Below are 23,785 nucleotides of genomic sequence, written 5' to 3'. Positions count from 1 at the left end.
TTGCGCTCGTCTGTGCAGGTGAATCGCATTGTTTAAAAGGGAAATACTGGCTATAGGTGAAAAACGCCTGAAAAGCAGTTAATTAAAGCTTTTAGACAAGGAGATTACCTTGACACAGACGGGCGCTTTTCGTTATGATACAAATGACTAATAACGGGAGGAGAAACATTCGATGCTACTTGAAAAAACAACACGCATGAACTTTCTCTTCGACTTTTATCAAGCATTATTAACAGATAAGCAACGAAGTTATATGGAGCTCTATTATTTAGATGATCACTCACTTGGAGAAATCGCTGAATCGTATGGGGTTTCGCGCCAAGCTGTTTATGATAATATTCGTCGAACAGAAGCGATGCTTGAAGAATATGAAGAAAAACTATGTTTACTTGAAAAATTTCAACAACGTACACAAATGCTTGCGCAGCTAACAACAGGGATTACAGAACAAAGTATGACAATTGAAGAGCAGCTAACGCTTATAGAACAGTTGAAAGAATGGGATTAGGAGGCGAAAGCAATGGCTTTTGAAGGATTAGCGGAACGACTCCAAGGAACGATCCAAAAGATTAAAGGTAAAGGTAAAGTATCGGAACAAGACGTTAAAGAAATGATGCGGGAAGTCCGATTTGCTTTAATCGAGGCGGATGTTAACTTAAAAGTAGTCAAAGAATTCGTTAAAAAGGTCAGTGAACGTGCTGTCGGTGTAGATGTTATGCAAAGCTTAACACCAGGTCAGCAAGTTATTAAAATCGTACAAGAAGAATTAACAGAATTAATGGGTGGCGAGCAAAGCCCAATTAAATTTAATACAAAGCCACCAACTGTTATTATGATGGTCGGCTTACAAGGTGCAGGTAAAACGACAACTACAGGTAAATTGGCAAATGTGTTACGTAAAAAATATAATCGTAAGCCATTACTAGTTGCTGCAGACGTTTATCGTCCAGCGGCTGTTCAGCAGTTACAAACATTAGGAAAGCAGTTATCCCTACCTGTGTTTGCATTAGGAACCGATGTATCTCCAGTAGAAATTGCACGTCAGGCCATTGAATTGGCAAAAGAAGAACATCATGATGTCGTTATTATCGATACAGCTGGTCGCTTGCATATCGATGAAGATTTAATGCAAGAATTAAAAGATATTCGTGCGTTAAAAGAGCCGGATGAAGTATTCCTAGTTGTAGATGCTATGACAGGTCAGGATGCTGTAAACGTGGCAGAAAGCTTTAATGAAGCGGTCGGTATTACAGGAGTTGTTTTAACAAAGCTAGATGGTGATACACGTGGTGGTGCGGCGCTATCAATTCGTTCCGTTACACAGAAGCCCATTAAGTTTGTCGGTATGGGTGAGAAGATGGATGCGCTTGAACCATTCCATCCAGAGCGTATGGCATCTCGTATATTAGGAATGGGTGACGTTCTATCGCTTATTGAAAAAGCTCAGGCAAATGTTGACGAAGCAAAGGCTAAAGAACTAGAGGAAAAATTTAAAACTCAGTCTTTTACGTTCGATGATTTTGTTGAACAATTGCAGCAAGTAAAGAAAATGGGACCAATTGACGAAATTTTAAAAATGTTACCAGGTGCTGGAAAAATCAAAGGCTTAGACAATGTTAAAGTTGATGATAAGCAAATGGGACGTGTAGAAGCGATTATTTATTCGATGACACCTGCTGAAAAGACGAATCCAGAAATTATTAACGGTAGCCGTAAAAAGCGTATAGCGAAGGGTTCTGGGACATCAATTCAAGAGGTAAATCGTCTATTGAAGCAATTTGAAGAAATGAAAAAAATGATGAAGCAAATGACAGGCATGGCGAGTGGCAAAGGAAAGAAAAAGATGAAACTACCAGGCTTCGATTCATTGTTTAAATAATATTTTATAGGTGTTAAGAAAAAACACTTTACAAACAACCTAAACATTGATAATATACTATCTTGTGTGAAACTTATTCGGAGGTGCTATTAAAATGGCAGTTAAAATTCGCTTAAAACGTATGGGAGCTAAAAAATCTCCTTTCTATCGTATCGTAGTTGCAGACGCTCGTTCACCACGTGACGGTCGTTCAATCGAAACAGTTGGTACTTACAACCCACTAACTAAACCAGCTACTGTAAACATTGATGAAGAGAAAGCTCTTAAATGGTTAACTGACGGTGCAAAACCATCAGATACAGTGCGTAACTTGTTCTCAGAACAAGGTATCATGGAAAAATACCATAACCAAAAATTCAGTAAATAATCGGGGGCGAGGTCTTTGAAGCAGCTGATTGAAGCAATCGTTTTACCGTTAGTCGATTATCCAGAAGAAGTTCGTATAGAGACGGATGAAAATGCAAATCGAATTGTTTATAAACTTTTTGTTCATCCAGAGGATCGAGGGAAAGTCATAGGCAAGCAAGGGCGAGTAGCGAAAGCGATTCGTACAATTGTTTATTCAGCGGCGGGTAGTCACCATCAAAAAAAGACCTACGTCGATATATTGGATTGAAAGAAAAGATTTTCACGCTCTTTTACATGCAACAAGCACTGGAGAGTCCTGACAGGTATGTTTACATGCGCTTAGGAATTCGAAGTGGCCTTGAGGTAAAGCGTAAAATCTGGACTTGAAAGGAAGGAGCTTGCCGGTTCCTTCCTTTTTTTATTATCGTAGTTACATTGAGAGATAATTGAACATAATGACATTGAGGAAGACTGGTCAACGTCTAAGCTATAACACCGTCCACCAAAAGTTAAACTGCTTTTGTAGGTGAAACGTGAGAGAAGGTTGCTTTTTGATCTGATTAGCAAGGAGCTTGACGGGGATGAGCATGTTTAGCATTTTTATCTTCATTCAGCATAAGACTCCCATCTCTTAGGTGGTGAGATGAATGAGGATGTGATTCCTTTTCAGTGGGTGTCAAACACCCGCTGAATGAAGATAAAGCCTCCGGCGGATGTCACGGATTTTTAAAGGAATGAATTGTGCGGGCACAATTCAAAATCCGGACGCAATTCCGCCAAGGCGAAATTGATATGAGGTGAGATTTGAATGGAATGGTTTAATGTAGGTCGTATTGTCAATACACACGGTATTCGCGGTGAGGTGCGTGTGTTATCAACAACAGATTTTGAGGAAGAGCGCTTCGCAGTAGGAATAAAGCTTGCGGCGTTTAAAAAAGACGATAAAAAGCCAACGTGGGTAACAATTGAATCAATGCGTCGTCATAAAAACTTTATTTTGTTAACCTTTGAGGGAATGAATAACATCAACTTGGTTGAGCCTTTCAAAGAAGGAATGCTCAAAATTACGAAAGATCAAATGACAGATGATTTATTAAAGGAAAATGAATATTTCTTCCACGAAATAATTGGCTGTACAATTGTATCTGAAGAAGGCGAAACAATCGGGGCAGTGACTGACATTCTTCAAACAGGCGCTAACGATGTATGGGTAGTCAAGGGCACTAAAAAAGAGCATTACATCCCATATATCGAGGATATCGTCAAGGAAATTGATGTTAATGAGAAGAAAATAGTGATACATGTAATGGAAGGTCTTCTATGATGAATATTCATGTGTTAAGTTTATTTCCGGATATGTTTACAGGTGTTTTTGGAGCATCCATATTAAAGAAAGCACAGGAAAAAGGTGCTGTAAATCTGGAAGTAACTGATCTCCGTGGATTTTCAGGTAACAAGCATAATCAAGTAGACGATTATCCGTATGGTGGTGGTGCGGGAATGGTATTAAAACCAGAGCCGATGTTTAGCGCTGTAGAGGCTATTACAGAAGGGAAAAATCCTCGTATCATTTTGATGTGTCCGCAAGGTGAACGCTTTACTCAAAAAAAGGCAGAAGAGCTAGCGCAAGAAAAAGAACTAGTATTTTTATGTGGGCATTATGAAGGTTATGATGAACGCATTCGTCAGCATCTTGTCACAGACGAGATTTCAATTGGAGATTTCGTATTAACTGGTGGCGAGCTAGGGGCTATGACGGTTATAGATAGCGTTGTACGACTTCTGCCAGGGGTTTTAGGACAAGAGGATTCCCACATACAAGATTCGTTCTCAACGGGTCTTCTAGAGCACCCACATTATACACGCCCTGCTGAATTTCGCGGAATGAAAGTACCTGATGTTTTACTATCGGGCAATCACGCAAAGATTGAGCAATGGCGTACGGAAGAGTCTTTGAAAAGAACATTCGAGCGTCGTCCTGATTTACTCGAGAATTATCCATTAACAGACAAGCAAAAATTGTATTTAGAAAAACTTAAAAACAACGATAAAGATGCTTGATTGCTATCTATATTTATGATAACATCTAATCTGTACTTCTATGTGAAGTACTGAATTACGGTGTTCCGCTGTGGCATAGATTGCGTGCAAGAGCATCTGTCTAAGGAGAGAAAAACAATGTCAAACATTATTACAGAGATTACAAAAGCTCAACTTCGCACTGATCTACCAACTTTCCGTCCTGGTGATACTGTTAAGGTACACGTGAAAGTAGTAGAGGGTACTCGTGAACGTGTCCAAGTATACGAAGGTGTAGTAATTAAACGTCGTGGTGGCGGTATTAGCGAAACTTTCACAGTTCGTAAAATTTCTTACGGTGTAGGTGTTGAACGTACATTCCCTGTACACACACCAAAAATCGCTAACTTAGAAGTTGTACGTCGTGGTAAAGTACGTCGTGCTAAACTTTACTACCTACGTAACCTACGTGGTAAAGCTGCTCGTATTAAAGAAATTCGATAATTATGACTTAAAAGTGAGGGGCTTGTGTAACAAGCCCCTTTTCTTTTTGCTTGTCATCTTAAATAGCTATCAACTAAAATGAGGATAGACAAGGGGGCAAATCTCGATGGAAAAGCAGATAAAGGAAAAGAATGAATTATGGGAATGGACAAAGGCACTTCTAATTGCATTTGCGATTGCAGCGATTATTCGTTATTTTTTATTTACACCCATTGCAGTAGATGGCCAATCCATGATGCCAACCCTTGAAGATGGCGACCGTATGATTGTGAATAAAATTGGTTATAAAATAGGTGAACCAAAACGCTTTGATATTGTTGTATTCCATGCTCCTGAGAAGAAAAACTATATTAAACGTGTTATTGGGCTTCCGGGAGAGACATTGGAATATAAAAATGACCAATTATACATTAACGGTGAACCGATAGATGAGCCTTATTTAGATGCTTACAAATCAAAAATTACAGAAGGTACTTTAACCGAGGATTTTACATTAAAAGACATTGATGTAAACCTAAAAGATAATGTAATTCCAGAAGGCTATGTTTTCGTTATGGGAGATAATCGTCGATACAGTAAGGATAGTCGTATTATTGGAGTCGTCGATCAGAAAGAGATTATTGGTAATACAAGTCTGATTTTCTGGCCGTTCAGTGATATTAAAATTGTAAAGTAATTCTTGAAAGGGAGGGCTAAACACTCCCTTTTTCTTTTAGTTTAGGAGGTATAGATATGACTATACAATGGTTTCCGGGGCATATGGCAAAGGCCCGTAGAGAAGTAACAGAAAAATTAAAGCTAGTTGATATTATATTTGAATTAATAGATGCACGTTTACCGCTATCTTCCCGAAATCCGATGATAGACGAAGTGATTAATCAAAAACCGCGTCTCCTTATCTTAAATAAACAAGATATGGCAGATGAGCACGAAACACGTAAATGGGTTGAATATTTTGCACAACGTGGCCATAAAGCAGTAGCAATCAATTCCCTTGAAGGCAAAGGATTACAGCAGGTTACAAAGGCTGCTCAAGAAATATTAAAAGAAAAATTTGACCGTATGAAGTCACGTGGGATGAAGCCAAGAGCTATTCGTGCAATGATTGTTGGAATTCCTAACGTAGGGAAATCGACGCTCATTAATCGTCTAGCAAAGAAAAATATAGCAAAAACGGGGAATACTCCAGGGGTAACTAAGGCTCAACAATGGATAAAGGTAGGCAAGGATCTAGAATTACTCGATACACCAGGTATTTTATGGCCGAAATTCGAAGATCAAGAAGTAGGCTTTAAATTAGCCTTAACAGGTGCTATAAAGGATACAATAACGAATATGGAGGATTTAGCTGTATATGGTCTACGCTTTTTATCCGTTCATTATCCGGCACGAATGGAAGAACGCTATGGCTTCCAGTTTATCCATGAAGATTTAGTGGATACCTTCGATCATATCGGTAAACTTCGTCGTGTTTTCGGTCCTGGAGGAGAAATCGATTATGATCAAGTAGCTCAACTAATCGTTCGCGATATTCGTGGGTTACAATTAGGCAAACTAACATTTGACTTTGTTGCCGAACAACTTGAAAAAGAAACAGAGCAGTAATAATACGAAACTTTAATTAGTGGGCGTTTTTCATCTCCGCTGATTATTAGTCTTCACCAATCGGGCATTTACGAGCAGTGAATCCCTCACCTAAAATCTTTGCTTTCGATACAAATAAATTACTGCCCGTTAATGCGGGATAACGAACGTAAAACTGTCATACTCACGCCTTAAATCGTGAGCGTGACAGTTTTTCTTTTAGGAATACTTCTTTTTGCCGATAAATGATATAGAGCGAGAAAAAGAAATTATATTATTATTGATATAGAAAAAAGGGAATACATATTTTTGGTTTATCACCAAAAGTTGAGGATGTCTTTTATTAAAACATATGCTATATATAAGTTGATTGGAGTGGAGGCTGGGCGACTCCTTGGGGATCAGCGGCTCATCGGACGCCCCCAGGAAGCTTTGCTCTGCGCGAAAGCGAAGCGTCAGCGGCAAATGTTTTATCTGTGCGAAAGCGGCGGCAGCAACAAAGCGCCCAGCCGGAACGGAAATCAACCACACGTTATGGTGATGATCCATATTTTGAGAGAATCCACTACCTTCTAGTGAAAAAATGGCTGATATTAGTAGAATGTTCGATAACAATCAGCGCAAAATGTTTTAAACTGTTGATGTAGACAAAAAGGGAGTATATATATGAAAACGATTAAAGAAATTACTACAGCATTGAAGGAAGCGGAGGAATGGCAGGACTGGATGACGGGGGTAGCAACCGATGAACGTGCAGGCGTGCAAAAGGCTTGGCAAAGCTGGAAAAAGCGTCAAGAGAAAAAGCAACAGATACTGCAGGAACATCAAGCGAAAATTGATTTCGATCGAAGCTACGGAGGAGAAAATACCTTAATTGCAGGGGTAGATGAAGCAGGGCGTGGACCGTTAGCAGGACCAGTAGTAACTGCTGCTGTTATTTTACCTGTAAACTGTGAGGCTCTAGTCGGATTAAATGATTCAAAGCAATTATCAAAAGATAAACGCAATGCGTATGCTGCTTTAGTAAAAGAGCATGCATTATGTTATTTTATCCATTTCCAATCAGCACAACAAATTGATGAATTAAATATTTACGAAGCGACGAAGCAATCGATGAAGACAAGTGTAGAATCATTATCTATTAAACCTAATTATGTGCTAGTTGATGCTATGACGCTACCAATCTCTATTCCACAGGATTCAATAATTAAAGGGGATGCGAAAAGCTTAGCTATTGCAGCTGCATCCATATTGGCAAAAACGGCTCGAGATGATTATATGGATCAATTGGACGAGGAATTTCCTATGTATGGTTTTGCTCAACATGCAGGATATGGAACAAAACAGCATTTAATAGCCCTTGAAGAATTTGGTCCAACTATTCATCATCGCAAATCATTTGAGCCGATAAAGTCAATGCTTTAACTTGTTTCAGCAATGTTTTATATAGCGACAGCTACAAATATTTATTGTACAAACATCCTCTGAAATAAGTTAATGTTCCGGCGGATGTCATTTAACAGGCACACCAAGCGAAAATTAGAAATGACATTTGTTAAAACGTATATCATGTGGATAAGTTGATTTGAGCTACGCCTGCGCCCCCCTAGGAAAGCGTTCAGTCGGAGCAGAAATCGTCCCCACGTTAAAAAAGGACGCCAATTACGCCAAGGAGTAGTTGATGAAAGGAGTATGTATATGACAGCCACATCTTTTAATCCGATTCAAATGCAACAAACTGCTTTAACCCCAACTAATCAGCCACTTACTTTAAAACAAGGACAAGTATTTCAAGGAACAATCAAACAATTATATCCAGATCAAATGGCAGAAATACAAGTTGGTCAGCAGAAATTTATTGCTAAACTCGAAGTGCCGCTAAAAGCAGGTGATGCCCACTTCTTCCAAGTAACTGGTACAAGCCCACAAACAGAACTAAAAGTTGTTACCGGCCCTATGGAGCAAACGGCTTCTCAAAGTCAACAAATTAATCAGTTACTTGAATCAATGAATTTGCCCAAAACAGCTGAGATGCAGCAAATTCTAGCTCATTTTATGAAAGCGCAGCTACCGATTTCAAAAGAGCAGCTGATGCAGGCAGAAGTGTGGTTAAAGGCATTACCAGAGGGTGTTACTAAGATGGATGCCCTGCAAGCCATTCAAAAAATGGTGGAGTTTAAAATGCCGATGACAAATGATGTTTTTCAAGCTCTTATTAGTGGACAAAAAACGAATGGCATGATTTCCGTAATGGAAAACTTTACGCAACTTTTAACGAAGGATATAGCTTTACCAGAAAACCTTAAGCAAAATCTAATGCAACAAGTACAGGCTATTGCAAAGCCTTTTGAAGTAGAAACAGGTAGTTTAGTACTTGCCAAGTCCATACAAATATTAACGAATAATGCTGCTTCTATGAGTGAAAAGATTCAAGCCATGAATATCTTAAAAGAGGCAGGGATACTTCCTCAGCAGGCAACTTTGCAAAACTGGTCAAGTCTTAGCGATATAAAGTCTATACAGTCAAATCAGTTCCAACAAGCTGGAGAAGTTATTCAAACCATTTTAACGACAAAATCTGACAATATAAATCATCTTGTTGACCAGCTTAAATCTTGGACAGCAAATCAAAGTTTGCTTACCAATGAACAAAAGCAGTCATTAAATCAACTTATCGATCGATTTAATCAGCTACCAGCAACTAAACAAACGCTAGAGATTTTCGCAAAACAGATGCAAGAACAGCTTATAAAAGCATTTGCAGAAAATTCTTCGGAGCGTTTATTTACACAAGACGCTAATGCTCTTTCAGTAAAGGACCATTTATTATCGCTTTTAAAGCATGAAGCTACTACTCCACTACAAAATGAAGCATTCATGCGAAGTCTTATGAAAAATAGTGTTGAATCCCCGCAATCAATGATTCAACAGATCGTTACGCAGGCAGATGCCCATGTACAAAATTCTATGGACAGTAAAGCAATGGAACATGCACTTAAAACGGTATTAAAAAATCTAGGAGTTAGCTATGAAGCGACACTTAGTAATAAGTCAGCAGATTTACAGCAGATTGCCCATCAATTAAAACCGCAGCTACATACATTATTGCAGGAAACACATGTTACTCCGCAGTTGAAGGAAGCTGCGGAAATGTTAATGGCACGTATGAACGGCATGCAGCTAGCATCAGGAGAGAATGGCCATCAGCACCAGCTTATTATGCAAGTACCATTGGAATTTTTCGGCAAGAAAATGGATGCAACATTACAGTGGAATGGACGCATGAAGGAAGATGGTAAAATTGATGCCAATTATGCGCGTATATTATTTTATTTACAAATGGAATCTATGAAAGAGACGGTTATTGATATGCAGGTTCAAAATCGTGTAGTTTCTGTGACAGTATTTAATGAAAATAATGATATTATTCCGCTTGCAGAACCACTAAAAGCAGCATTAAAAAAAGGACTAGCTGAAAAAGAGTATCAACTTTCAGGCGTTTTTATTAAACAATTTGAAAAAGCCCAACCTGAAATAACCCCTGTAGTAGAACAGCAGGAGGAACATAGTGGGGTGGATTTTCGCATATGAGTGAAGAAAAATTTACTCGAAAAGAGGCTATCGCTCTCACGTATAAGTTAGGACGTTTTGATAGTCCAACAGTCGTAGCAAAAGGAAAAGGGAAAATAGCGGAAAATATATTAGCACGCGCGAATGAGCACGATGTCCCGGTTTATGAGGATCCTAACCTTGTTCAATTACTTGGACAATTAGATTTAAATGAGTCAATTCCAGAAGAATTGTACGAAGCTGTCGCTGAGGTATTTGCATTTATATATCGATTAGATCAACAATATGCGCAAAAATACAGAAAAAACGAAGAATTCTGATTTTCATAAAACTCTGTTTTAGTACACTAAACAGAAGAAAACGTCATATTAAAAGATAAAAAATGAATAAAAGACAAAGTGTAGACTTTATCAGAATCTTTCGTTAGAATAGATTATGTTAGTAAAACAATTTTATGCAAATGTTTGATGGGAGGATGTATTATGAATATCCATGAATATCAAGGGAAAGAGATTCTTAGAAAATATGGTGTAGCTGTACCGAACGGAAAAGTTGCTTTTTCCCCTGATGAAGCAGTGAAAGTAGCAAAGGAACTTGGCTCTAATGTGACAGTAGTCAAGGCGCAAATTCATGCAGGTGGACGCGGTAAAGCAGGTGGCGTAAAAATCGCTAAAAACCTTGACGAGGTGCGTACATATGCAAAAGAATTACTAGGCAAAATTTTAGTAACTCATCAAACAGGTCCTGAAGGAAAAGAAATAAAACGCTTATATATTGAAGAGGGTTCTGATATTCAAAAAGAATACTATTTAAGTTTAGTATTAGACCGCGCAACATCCCGTGTAACAGTGATGGGATCAGAAGAGGGCGGCATGGATATTGAGGAAGTAGCGGAATCACATCCAGAAAAAATCTTCAAAGAAGTTGTGGATCCTGTTGTGGGATTAACAGGTTTCCAGGCACGTCGCATGGCGTTCAATATGAATATTCCAGCTAACCTAGTAGGGAAAGCTGTTAAATTAATGTTAGGCTTATATCAAGCATTTATCGACAAAGATGCTTCTATTGTAGAAATTAATCCACTTGTTATAACTGGGCAAGGAGAAGTTTTGGCATTAGATGCTAAATTTAATTTCGATGCAAATGCGTTGTATCGTCATAAAGATATTGTCGAATTACGTGATTTTGATGAAGAAGATCCAAAGGAAATCGAAGCATCAAAATATGACCTTAGCTATATTTCGTTAGATGGCAATATTGGCTGTATGGTTAATGGAGCTGGTCTTGCGATGGCTACAATGGACACAATTAGCTATTATGGCGGAAGCCCCGCTAACTTCTTAGATGTAGGTGGCGGCGCTACGGCAGAAAAAGTAACAGAAGCTTTCAAAATCATCCTTTCTGATTCACATGTAAAAGGCATCTTTGTAAACATTTTTGGCGGAATTATGAAATGTGACATTATCGCTGAGGGTGTTGTAGCAGCTGCCAAAGAAATTGGACTAGCTGTGCCGTTAGTTGTACGTTTAGAAGGTACAAATGTAGAACTTGGAAAAGAAATTTTAAATGCATCTGGTTTGAACATCGTTGCAGCGGATTCAATGGCTGACGGTGCACAAAAAATTGTGGGACTAGTAGGCTAAGGAAGGCAGGGAGAACAATGGCTGTATTTATTGATAAAGATACGAAGGTAATTGTACAAGGGATTACGGGCGAAACAGCGCTTTTCCATACGAAGCAAATGCTTGAGTATGGTACTAAAATTGTAGCTGGTGTAACACCAGGTAAAGGTGGTCTTGAAATCGAAGGAGTGCCTGTATTTAACACTGTAGTGGAAGCTGTAGCTGCAACAGGTGCGACAACTTCAGTTATTTATGTACCTGCTCCATTCGCGGCAGATGCTATTTTAGAGGCAGTTGATGCTGAATTAGAATTAACAATCTGTATTACTGAACATATTCCTGTCCTTGATATGGTTAAGGTTAAACGTTATATGGAAGGTAAAAAGACACGTCTAGTAGGTCCAAACTGTCCAGGTGTTATTACGGCAGATGAATGTAAGATTGGTATTATGCCAGGGTATATCCATACAAAAGGGCATGTAGGAGTTGTTTCTCGCTCTGGTACGTTAACATACGAGGCTGTACACCAATTAACACAAGCTGGTATTGGCCAAACTACAGCTGTAGGTATCGGTGGAGACCCTGTCAATGGTACAAACTTTATCGATGTTTTGGAAGCGTTTAACAACGATCCAGAAACATATGCAGTTGTAATGATCGGGGAAATTGGGGGTACAGCTGAAGAAGAAGCGGCTGAGTGGATTAAAGCAAATATGACGAAACCTGTCGTTGGCTTTATCGGTGGACAAACAGCACCTCCAGGAAAACGTATGGGTCACGCTGGTGCTATTATCTCAGGTGGTAAAGGAACAGCAGCAGAGAAAATTAAGGCAATGAATGCTGCTGGTATTGAAGTAGCGGAAACGCCATCTGTCATTGGTGACACACTTATTAAAGTAATCAAAGAAAAAGGGCTATACGAAAAGTGTAAAACCCATTAAAATGGAAGATGTAGCACACTGTGGCTACATCTTTTACTTTATGTAGACACGGCTTTAATATGCTTCTAACGGAATTGTGTTCAAGAACTTCCCACTTCCTACTTACTTAGAACCTTTCCTAAAAAAAGCTGTGTCATTAAAGATGCGGTCATTTAATTTCTTCTATTTAAAAGGAGGTTTTTAAATGATTTTTTCAGTCGATACACAGAGATTACTAGCTTTACATTATATATACCCATTACCACTTCAAAAACTTCAGCAATTACTGTCCCCGGTGGATATACTAAGTTATTTTGAAGACGCGCCCCCTTACGAGATTGCAAAAGCACTGCAACTACCATCTCAAAGAGCATTGGAAATATCCCGGAGTTTTCGACAAATTATGACATTCCCTTTTAGGGAAGCTTATGAACGGGCCAATATTTCCCCTATTCCTTTTCATCATCCTTTTTATCCGGCGCAATTATTTGAAATATCAAGTCCACCTACTGTATTGTATGTGAAAGGTCGGTATTCTCTATTAACGGGCGAAAAACAAGTAGCCATTATAGGCTCTAGAAAGGCTACAACTTATACAAAGATTGCGATGGATCTAATCGTCCCACCACTTGTTGAACACGGATATACTGTCGTAAGCGGGCTTGCAAGAGGGGCAGATACGATCGCTCATGAGACAACCATAAAGGTTGGTGGTTCCACAATTGCAGTGCTTGGTCACGGGTTTAATTATTTATACCCTATGGAAAACCAGCCTCTCGCTGAGCATATGGCGGAGCATCAGTTACTTGTCACAGAGTATCCTCCGTATATGAAGCCTGAGAAATGGCATTTTCCAATGCGTAATCGAATAATTAGCGGATTGTCCAAAGCTTTAGTAGTAACCGAAGCAGCATTAAGAAGTGGAACGCTTATTACAACAGATTATGCATTAGAGCAAGGAAAAGATGTATTTGTTGTGCCGGGTCCAATTAATGCGGAGCAATCAAAAGGCACAAATAAACTACTATTAGAAGGAGCTATTCCGGTGTGCAATGGTCACGAAATCGTTGAAACACTTACTCTCTTTTCTAACAAAAATTGAAAAAAAGTTGCATTATCTTAAAATCTGTTATACATTTTGCAACAGGTAACTTAAAAAATTAGCAATAGACCTCTCTAAGGGGGAGACATAGATGGCGGATTATTTAGTGATTGTAGAATCACCAGCAAAAGCAAAAACAATTGAACGATATTTAGGGAAAAAATATAAAGTGAAAGCGTCAATCGGGCATGTTCGTGATCTACCACGTAGCCAAATGGGTGTTGGTCCTGAAAATGATTTTGAACCTAAATATATTACTATTCGTGGTAAAGGTCCTGTTTTACAGGACTTAAAGTCAGCAGCTAAAAAAGTGAAGAAAGTCTTTCTAGCGGCCGATCCAGACCGCGAGGGAGAAGCGATTGCTTGGCACCTTGCGACTGCGTTAAATATTGATATTCATTCAGATTGTCGTGTCGTTTTTAATGAAATTACAAAAGATGCGATTGTAGAATCTTTTAAAAATCCACGTCCTATTAATATGGATTTAGTAGATGCACAGCAAACACGTCGTATATTGGACAGACTTGTTGGTTATAACATTAGCCCGATTCTTTGGAAAAAAGTTAAAAAAGGATTATCAGCAGGACGAGTTCAATCTGTAGCACTACGCATGATTATTGATCGTGAAAATGAAATTAAAAACTTCCAACCGGAAGAATATTGGACAATTGAAGGTTCTTTTGAAAAAGGTAAGAAAACGTTCGATGCGCTTTATTATGGTAATGGCAAAGAAAAAATTAAATTAACAAATGAAGAACAAGTAAAATCTATTTTAAAAAATGTTAAAGGTACAAGTTTTGAAGTTGTCAATGTATCTAAAAAAGAACGTAAACGAAATGCAGCACCTGCTTTTACAACATCTTCTTTACAGCAAGAGGCCGCACGTAAGTTGAATTTCCGTGCTAAGAAAACGATGATGCTTGCGCAACAATTATATGAAGGTATCGATGTGGGTAAAAAAGAGGGAACAGTCGGTTTAATCACTTATATGCGTACCGACTCAACACGTATTTCGGATACAGCAAAAACAGAGGCAATTGCCTACATTGAATCTAAATACGGCAAAGAATTCATCTCCACAGAATCGAAGCAGGCTAAAAAAGCATCCAATGCACAAGATGCCCATGAGGCCATTCGTCCAACTAGTACGATACGAACTCCAGATGAATTAAAAGCAGTGCTTAGTCGCGACCAATTGCGCTTATATCGTTTAATTTGGGAGCGCTTTATCGCTAGTCAGATGGCGCCGGCTGTACTTGATACAGTTGCTGTTGATTTACAAAATGGGGATGTTTTATTCCGTGCAAACGGCTCACAAGTTAAATTTGCTGGCTTTATGAAGTTATATATTGAGGGTACGGATGATCAAACTGAAGAAACAACAAAGCTTCTACCTGAAATGGAAGTTGGCGATCAAGTAAAATCTCTTGAAATTGAGCCAAAGCAACATTTTACACAGCCACCACCACGCTATTCAGAGGCGCGTCTTGTAAAGACAATGGAAGAGTTAGGTATAGGGCGCCCGTCCACATATGCACCGACCCTCGATACAATTCAGCGCCGTGGCTATGTCGTATTAGATGCAAAACGATTTATGCCGACTGAGCTGGGAGAAATCGTGCACCAACTCGTATTAGAGTTTTTCCCTGATGAAATAAATATCGAATTCACAGCACAAATGGAGCAAGATTTGGATGATATTGAAGAAGGTAGTCGTCAGTGGAAAGAAATTGTCCGTGAGTTTTATAAGGATTTTGAGGTCCATGTAAAGCATGCAGATGAGGCTATGGAAAAGGTTGTTATAAAAGATGAACCGGCCGGCGAGGATTGTGAGCTTTGTGGATCTCCAATGGTCTTTAAGCTTGGACGATATGGGAAATTTATGGCTTGTTCAAACTTCCCAGATTGCCGCAATACAAAAGCTATTATGAAACCTATTGGCGTAAAATGCCCATCCTGTGAAACAGGCGAAATTGTAGAACGAAAGAGTAAAACAAAGCGTTTATTCTATGGCTGCAATCAGTACCCTGAGTGTGAATTTGTTTCTTGGGATAAGCCAATTAGTAGACCATGTCCGAAATGTAGTGCATTATTGGTAGAGAAAAAAATTAAAAAAGGTGTGCAAATTCAGTGTACGAAATGTGACTATGAAGAGACACCTACTCAATGATAGAAAGATGGTAAGAACATGACTGAACAAGTAGTAAATGTAATAGGCGCAGGTCTTGCGGGCAGTGAGGCTGCTTGGCAAATTGCTCAACGTGGTGTGAAAGTTAGACTTTATGAAATGCGCCCAGTAAAGCAAACACCAGCCCACCATACTGATAAATTTGCAGAGCTTGTTTGTTCAAACTCACTACGTGCAAATGGATTAACAAATGCCGTAGGTGTGATTAAAGAAGAGATGCGTATTTTAGATTCTGTTATTATGAAGGCAGCAGATGCATGTTCAGTACCAGCAGGCGGTGCCTTAGCAGTGGATCGTCATGAATTTGCGGGCTATGTGACAGACTCGGTGAAAAATCATCCTCTTGTCGAAGTAATTCATGAAGAAGTCACGGAAATTCCAGAAGGCATTACTGTGATCGCTACAGGACCACTAACATCGAAAGCTTTAGCTGAAAAAATTCAGAGCTTAACAGGTTTAGATTATTTATATTTCTATGATGCAGCAGCACCAATTATTGAAAAAGACAGCATTGATATGGAGAAAGTTTATTTAAAATCTCGTTATGATAAAGGGGAAGCAGCTTATTTAAACTGTCCTATGACAAAGGAAGAATTTGATCGTTTCCGTCAAGCGTTAATCGAAGCAGAGGTTGTGCCATTAAAAGAATTTGAAAAGGAAATTTACTTTGAAGGCTGTATGCCAATCGAAGTAATGGCTGCTCGCGGGGAGAAAACAATGTTATTTGGACCAATGAAGCCAGTAGGTCTAGAAGATCCAAAAACAGGGAAACGACCTTATGCTGTTGTTCAATTACGTCAGGATGATGCAGCAGGAACTCTTTACAATATAGTTGGCTTCCAAACACATTTAAAATGGGGACCACAGAAAGAAGTATTGCAATTAATTCCGGGATTAGAGAATGTTGAAATCGTTCGTTATGGAGTTATGCATAGAAATACATTCATTAATTCACCAAAGGTTCTAGAGAAAACTTATCAGCTTCGCGAGCGAAAAAATATTTTCTTTGCTGGCCAAATGACAGGTGTCGAGGGATATGTTGAATCTGCTGGTAGTGGATTAATTGCTGGTATAAATGCAGCTCGATTAGCATTAGGGCAAGAACAACTTATCTTCCCATTCGAAACGGCGTTAGGAAGTATGGCGCGTTATATAACAGAAGCACAATCTAAAAACTTCCAGCCAATGAACGTCAACTTTGGAATTTTCCCTGAACTACCACCAGGACGTCGTTCAAAACCAGAGCGTGCAGAGATGCATGCTACACGTGCAATAAGCACAATTCGTAATTTTGTGAATTCACAAACAATTTGATTGCAAAAAACCTCTAAAAGTTGATATACTCTTAGAGGCTTTTTCTTTTTTGTAGGCAAAATGCTAATTTACACGAATTTTATTATTTTGTATGGAGATTTTCTCAAAATATAAACATTTCCACTTGCTATATGATGAAGATAGGTATAGTGTCAATATGTATGTTTTCTACATTAACAATACCCAAAGTGACAAACTAAAGAGGATCATCGAAAATTGACATTCTTTTAATGGCAAGTGAAAGCACTTTAGGCTCATCAGCCAACGTTGAATTGCATTTGTAAAAAACGTATGCCATGTATATAAGTTGATTGGAGTGGAGGCTGGGCGACTCCTTGGGGATCAGCGATAGAGGAACGAAGGCTAAAAACATCACGTCCTGTGATAACGCCTTCGTGACCAACATCCTGCTGCTGACGCTTCGTTAGCACTACGCTTTCGCGCAAAAAACATCTGTTGTCCCAAGCGGCTCATCGGACGCCCCCAGGAAGCTCTGCTCTGCGCGAAAGCGAAGCGTCAGCAACAAATGTTTTATCTGTGCGAAAGCGAAGCGGCAGCAACAAATGTTTTATCTGTGCGAAAGCGAAGCGTCAGCTACAAAGCGCCCAGCCGGAACGGAAATCAACCCCACGTTATGGTGATGACCCATAATTTGAGAAGATTATCAATAAATCCATTGGTGGTGAATCTTTTAATGTTAGTTTCGTCCCAAGATGCACTTGAGCAGTTTATGCTTTATATCCAAATTGAAAAAAACTTCTCTGTTCATACAGTGCGAGAGTATGAATCGGATCTACTAGATTTTTTAGCGTTTTTGCAGGCGGAGGGCGTAAATGATTTAGCTAGTGTTGAGTATATACATGCACGTCTTTATGTGACGAAGTTGTACGATGAAAAGAGAGCAAGATCATCGGTATCAAGGAAAATCTCCTCAATACGCTCCTTCTATCGCTTTCTAAATAGACAGTACGGATTAGATGATGGGGCATTTCGATCACTTTATCATCCTAAAAAAGAATCACGCTTACCTAGTTTTTTCTATGAAGAAGAGTTGAAGCAGTTATTTGATGCGAATGTTGGCGATGATTTGAAATCATTAAGAAATACGGCTATATTAGAGCTGTTATATGCGACAGGTATTCGTGTAAGTGAGCTCACATCTATTCAAGTAGAAGATGTTGATTTCCATTATTCAATTATTAGGGTAATGGGAAAAGGGCGAAAAGAACGTATTATTCCATTCGGGCAATTTGCGAGTTTAGCTATGCAGGATTACATAGAGCAAGCTCGTCCACGATTGATGAAAAACACAAGTCATCAGCAATTGTTTGTCAACATGCGCGGTGGGGAACTTACTCCTCGAGGTGTACGTCATATTTTAACTGAAATGATTGACAAGGCCTCGCTCCATACGAAAATATATCCACATATGCTTCGCCATACTTTTGCCACACATTTATTGAATAATGGCGCAGATTTACGTACGGTGCAGGAGTTATTAGGCCACGCTCATTTAACTTCTACACAAGTTTACACACATGTAACAAAAGAGCATCTTCGTCAAACATATATGAATGCTCATCCAAGGGCATAATAAGCTAAGGAGGAAGGCAAATGGGACAAATTCATGCGACAACGATATTTGCGGTTCATCATAATGGAGCTTGCGCTATGGCAGGTGATGGTCAAGTAACCCTAGGGAATGCGGTTGTAATGAAGGGTACAGCAAGGAAGGTCAGACGTCTGTTTAATGGGCAGGTACTTGCCGGATTTGCCGGATCGGTTGCCGATGCTTTTACACTTTTTGAAATGTTTGAAGGAAAGTTAAATGAATACAATGGCAACTTACAACGTGCAGCGGTTGAAGTAGCTAAGCAATGGCGCGGTGATAAAATGCTACGTCAATTAGAGGCCATGCTGCTTGTAATGGATAAAAGTACGCTCCTTCTTGTTTCAGGTACGGGAGAGGTAATTGAACCGGATGATGGGGTTTTGGCAATTGGTTCTGGGGGAAACTATGCATTATCAGCAGGTCGTGCTCTGAAAAAATATGCGGGTGATACAATGTCTGCTCGCGAAATTGCAGAAGCAGCATTAGAAACTGCTGCTGAAATCTGTGTGTTTACGAATCATAATATTATCGTGGAGGCGCTTAACTAATGACAAAAAATAATTTAACGCCAAGACAAATTACTGAGCATTTGGATCGTTATATCGTTGGACAAAATGAAGCGAAGCGAGCGGTAGCTATTGCGTTACGTAATCGATATCGTCGCTCACTGTTAAGTGATGAGATGAAGGCTGAGGTAATTCCAAAAAATATTTTGATGATTGGACCTACAGGTGTCGGAAAAACAGAAATTGCACGAAGAATTGCAAAGCTAACGAATGCACCATTTGTGAAGGTAGAAGCAACAAAGTTTACAGAAGTAGGGTACGTTGGACGCGACGTAGAGTCAATGGTACGTGATGTAGTAGAAGCTTCTCATCGTCTTGTAAAAGAAGAAATGACGGAGTCTGTAAAGGACCAAGCAGAAGAATTAGCAAACGAAGCCATCGTTAAGCTATTGGTTCCTTCCTTACGAAAAAAACAGTCTATGCAAAATCCATTTGAAATGTTATTTGGTGGGAAAGAACCGCAAGCCAATGACGATTCCTCTGAAGAAACTGAAGTACGCTCCAAACGTGCGCAAATCGCTATCGATTTACGCAATGGTAAATTAGAAAATGAATGGGTTACAGTTGAAGTAACGGAACAAAATTCTTCTATTTTCGATGCGTTACAAGGAACTGGCATGGATATGTCAGCTAACAGTGGCATGCAGGATATGTTATCTAATTTGATGCCTAAAAAGCAGAAGAAACGCCGTGTACAAGTGAAAGACGCGCGCCGTATTCTAACAATAGAGGAAGCAAATAAGCTTATAGATGCAGATGAAGTTGCCCAAGAAGCTATTTCAAGAGCTGAACAGTCAGGTATTATTTTTATTGATGAGATTGATAAAATCGCTAGTAAGGATGGTAACTCCTCTGCGAATGTATCACGTGAGGGTGTGCAACGTGATATTCTGCCAATCGTTGAAGGTTCTACTGTAACGACGAAGTACGGTGCTGTCAAAACAGACTTTATGTTGTTCATTGCTGCTGGAGCATTTCATATGTCAAAGCCATCAGATCTAATTCCTGAATTGCAAGGACGATTCCCGATTCGAGTAGAGCTTGAAAAATTAACGAAACAAGATTTTGTACGTATTTTGAAAGAGCCAGACCAATCACTTATTTTGCAATACAAGGCATTATTAGAAACAGAAGGCGTGGAAATAAACTTTACGGAAGACGCGATTGAACGAATTGCAGAAATTGCAACCGAGGTCAATCAAGCGACAGATAATATTGGAGCTCGACGTTTACACACAATTTTAGAACGTTTATTGGAAGAATTATCGTTTGAAGCTGCAGAAATTGCGCCTGCGAATATTCCAATTAATGCTGCATATGTAGATCAAAAACTTGCGGGTATAGTAAAAAACAAAGATTTGTCACAGTTTATATTGTAAGCTAAGGCTGAATAGTTTCATTCAGTTATAAAAAACTTTAGAATATTAAGTAAATACTCTTCGGATTATTTATAGGAGGAACATATAATGAATTTATTAGAAAAAACACGTAAAATTAACTCGATGCTCCAAGCATCTGCTGGTAAGCCGGTAAACTTTAAAGAAATGGCAGATACATTAGGAGATATTATTGACAGTAATGTTTATATTGTGAGCCGTAAAGGGAAGCTTTTAGGCATTTCAATTCATCAACAAATTGAAAACGAACGTATGAAAAAGATGTTCGAAGAGCGTCAATTCCCAGAAGCGTATACACATAGCTTGTTTACAATTTCTGGAACATCTTCAAACCTAGATATTAATGACGAACATACTGCTTTCCCAGTTGAAAACAAAGAGCTATTCCAAAATGCATTAACAACGATTGTTCCGATTGTTGGTGGTGGTGAGCGTCTAGGTACATTAATTCTTGCTCGTTTATCTTCACAATTCGAGGATGATGATTTAATTTTAGCTGAGTATGGTGCAACAGTAGTTGGTATGGAAATTTTACGTGAAAAATCTGAGGAAATTGAAGAGGAAGCTCGTAGCAAAGCTGTTGTACAAATGGCAATTAATTCTCTTTCATACAGTGAGTTAGAAGCTATTGAACATATCTTTGAAGAGCTTGACGGCCATGAAGGTCTACTTGTTGCTTCAAAAATTGCAGACCGAGTTGGCATTACACGTTCAGTAATCGTAAACGCATTACGTAAACTAGAATCTGCAGGTGTAATCGAATCTCGCTCTCTAGGTATGAAAGGTACTTACATTAAAGTACTAAACGGTAAATTCTTAAATGCATTAGCTGAAATTAAAATGAAATAATAAAACGTTCTTTAGGAACGATGTCAGGCATCTGGAATGGATTTTCCAGATGCCTTTTAACTTCTCTCATATCTTTTTTTAACGTTAGTGAAACGACAGGTACAGAAGTCTTCCACCACTATAGATGGTGAGATAAATGTGGATTTAAGTTACTTTTCTATAGGTGTCCAAACACCTGAAACTGTCCTATGCTTCCTTTTTTGCGCAGATAAACAAAAGCAACTCATTGGACGCCCCAAGTCGGTACAGAAATCACCCCCCTCGTTTTGCATAAAGATTTAATATGACACTTAAAATTCATTAGTAACATGAAGGCATCAGGAATAATTGTGTTCCAGATGCCTTTTTGAACTTTTCCGTATTTCGACAAAAAATCGACGAAAATTTCAGCTGATTTACAATGCTCTAATTAAGTCGAACTATGTTATAGTACTAAATAGGGGGGAGAAATAATCTATGTTTTAATTCTTTTCCTCATCTCCTATAGGTATGTTTTCAACCCTTATAGACGCAATTATCATTGCTTTCTCCCTAAATTAGATTTTTTGAGTATGCATTACTTTTTGCATAAATGAAAAAAATAGATGCTCCAATTGATACTTATAAGACAGTCTAGAATAACTATTCTGAATTTTAAGTATTTTTTACAACTTGTACTTAAATAGTAAAAAGGAACTCTAATATAGACATTGTGTCTACTGATATTTTGTTAAAAAAAGGAAAAAAATCAATCCTAAAACCGTAAACACTGTCTGAGTAGTGTAAATTAACTAGATATGTGTTGTGTCCTGTGAAGCCTGTGGTAGCAAGGGGTGCGGAAGTATTGTCCTGGTTATTTGCGAATAAAAATAGGTCTGATATACTATTAAAAAGGGACAAAAGACAATAGACACTAGGTATCATCTTAATTACAATTGTGTTATTGGATAAAAAATGAAATACATAAATGAGGTGAGTGTTTTGGATTTGTTTGGAGGAACTATTAGTAGTTTGGAAAACGGACTTTCCTATGCAACTTTGAATCATAAAACGATCGCTAATAACATTGCGAATGTCGATACGCCGAACTATAAGGCGAAAAGTGTAAGTTTTAAAGATATGTTGGAGAAAGAACAACAAATGTCACTGTCGGCATATCGTACTGATAGTAGACATTATGATTTCGAGATTCGACAATCAACACCTGGAGTGAATAATGTTGATGGCTTACGTTATCGAAATAACGGTAATGCCGTAGATATGGATGCTGAACAGGCGAAACTAGCGGAAAATCAAATTTATTACAACGCATTAATTGAACGTATGAACGGTAAGTTAAACACATTAAATACTGTTATTAAAGGAGGTAAGTAATAGATGTCTATTTTTCATGGAATGAATACCACTGCCTCAGCTTTAACAGCACAGCGTTTACGAATGGATGTCATTTCTTCAAATATGGCAAACATGGATTCAACGCGATCTAAACAAGTGAATGGGGAGTGGGAACCATACCGTCGAAAGTCTGTGACATTTACAGCACAAGAGGGACAGTTTTCAAATTTCTTTAATGTAGCACTTGGTAAAAACGCAAAAAGTGGCGTTGGTAACGGCGTAAAAGTTACACAAATAAAAGAGGATACAGAAACACCTTTCAAACTTGTGTATGATCCAACTCATCCCGATGCAAATGCAGATGGCTATGTAAATATGCCAAATGTAGATCCATTAAAAGAAATGGTAGATTTAATGTCAGCTACTCGTTCCTACGAGGCAAACGTAACTGTATTGAATGCAAATAAATCCATGCTGACAAAGGCTTTAGAGATTGGAAGATAAATAAGAAGAAAGGAAGATACATAATGACAATTTCGTCCGTTTCACAAATGACACCTATGCAGGTTGTAAATGAAACAAATAAACTTAAAACGACACCTTATGAAGCACAACAGAGCTTTGCGAACTCGTTAAAAGAAGCAATATCGAAAGTAAATGATCAACAAATTACTTCTGACAATCTTACTCAAAAGTTAATTAATGGAGGAGATGTAGAGTTGCACGAAGTGATGATTGCATCACAAAAAGCGAGCATTACATTAAATGCAACAATTGAAGTTCGCAATAAGGTGATTGAAGCTTACCAAGAAATAATGCGAATGAGTGTCTAACTTTATTTGAACAAGTGATTACATTCACTATTGAAGTAAAGAATATATCCCATAATTTATACTTTTTTAAATGAATGATTGATGTAGAGGATTGACGACTCCTTAAGGATTACGTTACAGATAATACCCTGGAGACAGAAGTGGCGAAGGTTAAAAGCATCAAG

Annotated in this window: 26 protein-coding genes; 24 read left to right on the top strand and 2 right to left on the bottom strand. The window is 38.6% G+C overall.

Features of this window, described 5'->3' with window-relative positions; all coding sequences use genetic code 11:
* Positions 1-172: 172 nt before the first annotated feature.
* From ACQKOG_RS01405 to ylqF, 9 genes are all read left to right on the top strand, one after another.
* Positions 173-508, top strand: a complete 336-nt coding sequence (locus tag ACQKOG_RS01405) for a putative DNA-binding protein (protein ID WP_132357463.1) — start codon at positions 173-175, stop codon at positions 506-508.
* Positions 509-520: 12 nt separating this feature from the next.
* On the top strand, positions 521-1,879 hold the full coding sequence (ffh, locus tag ACQKOG_RS01400; RefSeq protein WP_370075250.1) for a signal recognition particle protein: 1,359 nt from the start codon (positions 521-523) through the stop codon (positions 1,877-1,879).
* A 94-nt stretch (positions 1,880-1,973) separates the two neighbouring features.
* Entirely contained in the window at positions 1,974-2,246 is a 273-nt protein-coding gene (gene rpsP / locus ACQKOG_RS01395) for a 30S ribosomal protein S16 (RefSeq protein ID WP_142507488.1), read from the top strand.
* A 15-nt stretch (positions 2,247-2,261) separates the two neighbouring features.
* A complete protein-coding gene (locus ACQKOG_RS01390; RefSeq protein ID WP_004269410.1) occupies positions 2,262-2,495 on the top strand; it encodes a KH domain-containing protein in 234 nt (77 codons plus the stop codon).
* Positions 2,496-3,035: 540 nt separating this feature from the next.
* Positions 3,036-3,551 (top strand): ribosome maturation factor RimM, encoded by a 516-nt coding sequence (gene rimM, locus ACQKOG_RS01385; RefSeq protein ID WP_370075248.1) that lies wholly within the window; start codon positions 3,036-3,038, stop codon positions 3,549-3,551.
* The gene (gene trmD / locus ACQKOG_RS01380) at positions 3,551-4,288 is read left to right on the top strand and encodes a tRNA (guanosine(37)-N1)-methyltransferase TrmD (protein WP_370075342.1); all 738 of its coding nucleotides are present in this window, start codon (positions 3,551-3,553) and stop codon (positions 4,286-4,288) included. The genes rimM and trmD overlap by 1 nt, the downstream gene beginning before the upstream one ends.
* A 117-nt stretch (positions 4,289-4,405) precedes the next feature.
* A complete protein-coding gene (rplS, locus tag ACQKOG_RS01375) occupies positions 4,406-4,750 on the top strand; it encodes a 50S ribosomal protein L19 (protein WP_049668419.1) in 345 nt (114 codons plus the stop codon).
* 106 nt (positions 4,751-4,856) lie between these two features.
* On the top strand, positions 4,857-5,426 hold the full coding sequence (gene lepB, locus ACQKOG_RS01370; RefSeq protein ID WP_337991310.1) for a signal peptidase I: 570 nt from the start codon (positions 4,857-4,859) through the stop codon (positions 5,424-5,426).
* A gap of 56 nt (positions 5,427-5,482) precedes the next feature.
* Positions 5,483-6,355 (top strand): ribosome biogenesis GTPase YlqF, encoded by an 873-nt coding sequence (ylqF, locus tag ACQKOG_RS01365; RefSeq protein WP_427444566.1) that lies wholly within the window; start codon positions 5,483-5,485, stop codon positions 6,353-6,355.
* A gap of 198 nt (positions 6,356-6,553) precedes the next feature.
* Here the strand turns inward: ylqF and ACQKOG_RS01360 are convergent, their stop codons facing one another.
* The gene (locus ACQKOG_RS01360) at positions 6,554-6,883 is read right to left on the bottom strand and encodes a hypothetical protein (RefSeq protein WP_427444563.1); all 330 of its coding nucleotides are present in this window, start codon (positions 6,881-6,883) and stop codon (positions 6,554-6,556) included.
* Positions 6,884-7,000: 117 nt separating this feature from the next.
* Here ACQKOG_RS01360 and ACQKOG_RS01355 point away from each other — a divergent pair, with 117 nt between their 5' ends.
* From ACQKOG_RS01355 to trmFO, 8 genes are all read left to right on the top strand, one after another.
* Positions 7,001-7,759, top strand: coding sequence for a ribonuclease HII (locus ACQKOG_RS01355; RefSeq protein ID WP_427444561.1), 759 nt, complete (start codon positions 7,001-7,003; stop codon positions 7,757-7,759).
* A 273-nt stretch (positions 7,760-8,032) separates the two neighbouring features.
* Positions 8,033-9,925, top strand: coding sequence for a hypothetical protein (locus ACQKOG_RS01350; protein WP_415730927.1), 1,893 nt, complete (start codon positions 8,033-8,035; stop codon positions 9,923-9,925).
* Positions 9,922-10,224, top strand: a complete 303-nt coding sequence (locus ACQKOG_RS01345; RefSeq protein ID WP_370075242.1) for an EscU/YscU/HrcU family type III secretion system export apparatus switch protein — start codon at positions 9,922-9,924, stop codon at positions 10,222-10,224. The genes ACQKOG_RS01350 and ACQKOG_RS01345 overlap by 4 nt, the downstream gene beginning before the upstream one ends.
* A gap of 162 nt (positions 10,225-10,386) precedes the next feature.
* Positions 10,387-11,547, top strand: coding sequence for an ADP-forming succinate--CoA ligase subunit beta (gene sucC / locus ACQKOG_RS01340; RefSeq protein WP_370075241.1), 1,161 nt, complete (start codon positions 10,387-10,389; stop codon positions 11,545-11,547).
* A 17-nt stretch (positions 11,548-11,564) separates the two neighbouring features.
* Entirely contained in the window at positions 11,565-12,467 is a 903-nt protein-coding gene (gene sucD, locus ACQKOG_RS01335; protein WP_370042877.1) for a succinate--CoA ligase subunit alpha, read from the top strand.
* A gap of 184 nt (positions 12,468-12,651) precedes the next feature.
* The gene (gene dprA / locus ACQKOG_RS01330; protein WP_427444556.1) at positions 12,652-13,548 is read left to right on the top strand and encodes a DNA-processing protein DprA; all 897 of its coding nucleotides are present in this window, start codon (positions 12,652-12,654) and stop codon (positions 13,546-13,548) included.
* Positions 13,549-13,639: 91 nt separating this feature from the next.
* Positions 13,640-15,718 (top strand): type I DNA topoisomerase, encoded by a 2,079-nt coding sequence (topA, locus tag ACQKOG_RS01325; protein ID WP_370075238.1) that lies wholly within the window; start codon positions 13,640-13,642, stop codon positions 15,716-15,718.
* A gap of 18 nt (positions 15,719-15,736) precedes the next feature.
* On the top strand, positions 15,737-17,050 hold the full coding sequence (gene trmFO / locus ACQKOG_RS01320; RefSeq protein WP_402868145.1) for an FADH(2)-oxidizing methylenetetrahydrofolate--tRNA-(uracil(54)-C(5))-methyltransferase TrmFO: 1,314 nt from the start codon (positions 15,737-15,739) through the stop codon (positions 17,048-17,050).
* Positions 17,051-17,307: 257 nt separating this feature from the next.
* Here the strand turns inward: trmFO and ACQKOG_RS01315 are convergent, their stop codons facing one another.
* Complete coding sequence (locus ACQKOG_RS01315; protein WP_370075236.1) at positions 17,308-17,496, bottom strand: hypothetical protein; 189 nt, start codon at positions 17,494-17,496, stop codon at positions 17,308-17,310.
* 248 nt (positions 17,497-17,744) lie between these two features.
* Between ACQKOG_RS01315 and xerC the strand changes: the two genes are divergently transcribed.
* From xerC to fliE, 7 genes are all read left to right on the top strand, one after another.
* Entirely contained in the window at positions 17,745-18,644 is a 900-nt protein-coding gene (gene xerC / locus ACQKOG_RS01310; RefSeq protein WP_370075235.1) for a tyrosine recombinase XerC, read from the top strand.
* Between the two features lie 20 nt (positions 18,645-18,664).
* Entirely contained in the window at positions 18,665-19,210 is a 546-nt protein-coding gene (gene hslV / locus ACQKOG_RS01305; RefSeq protein WP_132357448.1) for an ATP-dependent protease subunit HslV, read from the top strand.
* Positions 19,210-20,607: an ATP-dependent protease ATPase subunit HslU gene (gene hslU / locus ACQKOG_RS01300; protein ID WP_370075234.1), complete on the top strand. Its 1,398-nt coding sequence runs from the start codon at positions 19,210-19,212 to the stop codon at positions 20,605-20,607. Before hslV ends, hslU begins: the two co-directional genes overlap by 1 nt.
* Before the next feature lie 87 nt (positions 20,608-20,694).
* Positions 20,695-21,474 (top strand): GTP-sensing pleiotropic transcriptional regulator CodY, encoded by a 780-nt coding sequence (codY, locus tag ACQKOG_RS01295; protein ID WP_370075233.1) that lies wholly within the window; start codon positions 20,695-20,697, stop codon positions 21,472-21,474.
* Positions 21,475-22,434: 960 nt separating this feature from the next.
* Complete coding sequence (flgB, locus tag ACQKOG_RS01290; RefSeq protein ID WP_370075232.1) at positions 22,435-22,827, top strand: flagellar basal body rod protein FlgB; 393 nt, start codon at positions 22,435-22,437, stop codon at positions 22,825-22,827.
* A gap of 3 nt (positions 22,828-22,830) precedes the next feature.
* Positions 22,831-23,292 (top strand): flagellar basal body rod protein FlgC, encoded by a 462-nt coding sequence (flgC, locus tag ACQKOG_RS01285; RefSeq protein WP_370075231.1) that lies wholly within the window; start codon positions 22,831-22,833, stop codon positions 23,290-23,292.
* A gap of 23 nt (positions 23,293-23,315) precedes the next feature.
* Positions 23,316-23,621 carry a flagellar hook-basal body complex protein FliE gene (gene fliE / locus ACQKOG_RS01280; RefSeq protein ID WP_370075230.1) on the top strand — a complete coding sequence of 102 codons (306 nt, stop codon included), beginning with the start codon at positions 23,316-23,318 and terminating at the stop codon, positions 23,619-23,621.
* The last annotated feature ends 164 nt before the right edge of the window (positions 23,622-23,785 follow it).

It is taken from the genome of Lysinibacillus sp. NPDC093216, from assembly GCF_050280325.1.
In the GTDB taxonomy this organism is placed as follows: Bacteria; Bacillota; Bacilli; order Bacillales_A; family Planococcaceae; genus Lysinibacillus.
The sequence above is the reverse complement of the archived record's forward strand: the minus strand, read 5'-3'. Positions and strand labels throughout refer to the sequence as shown.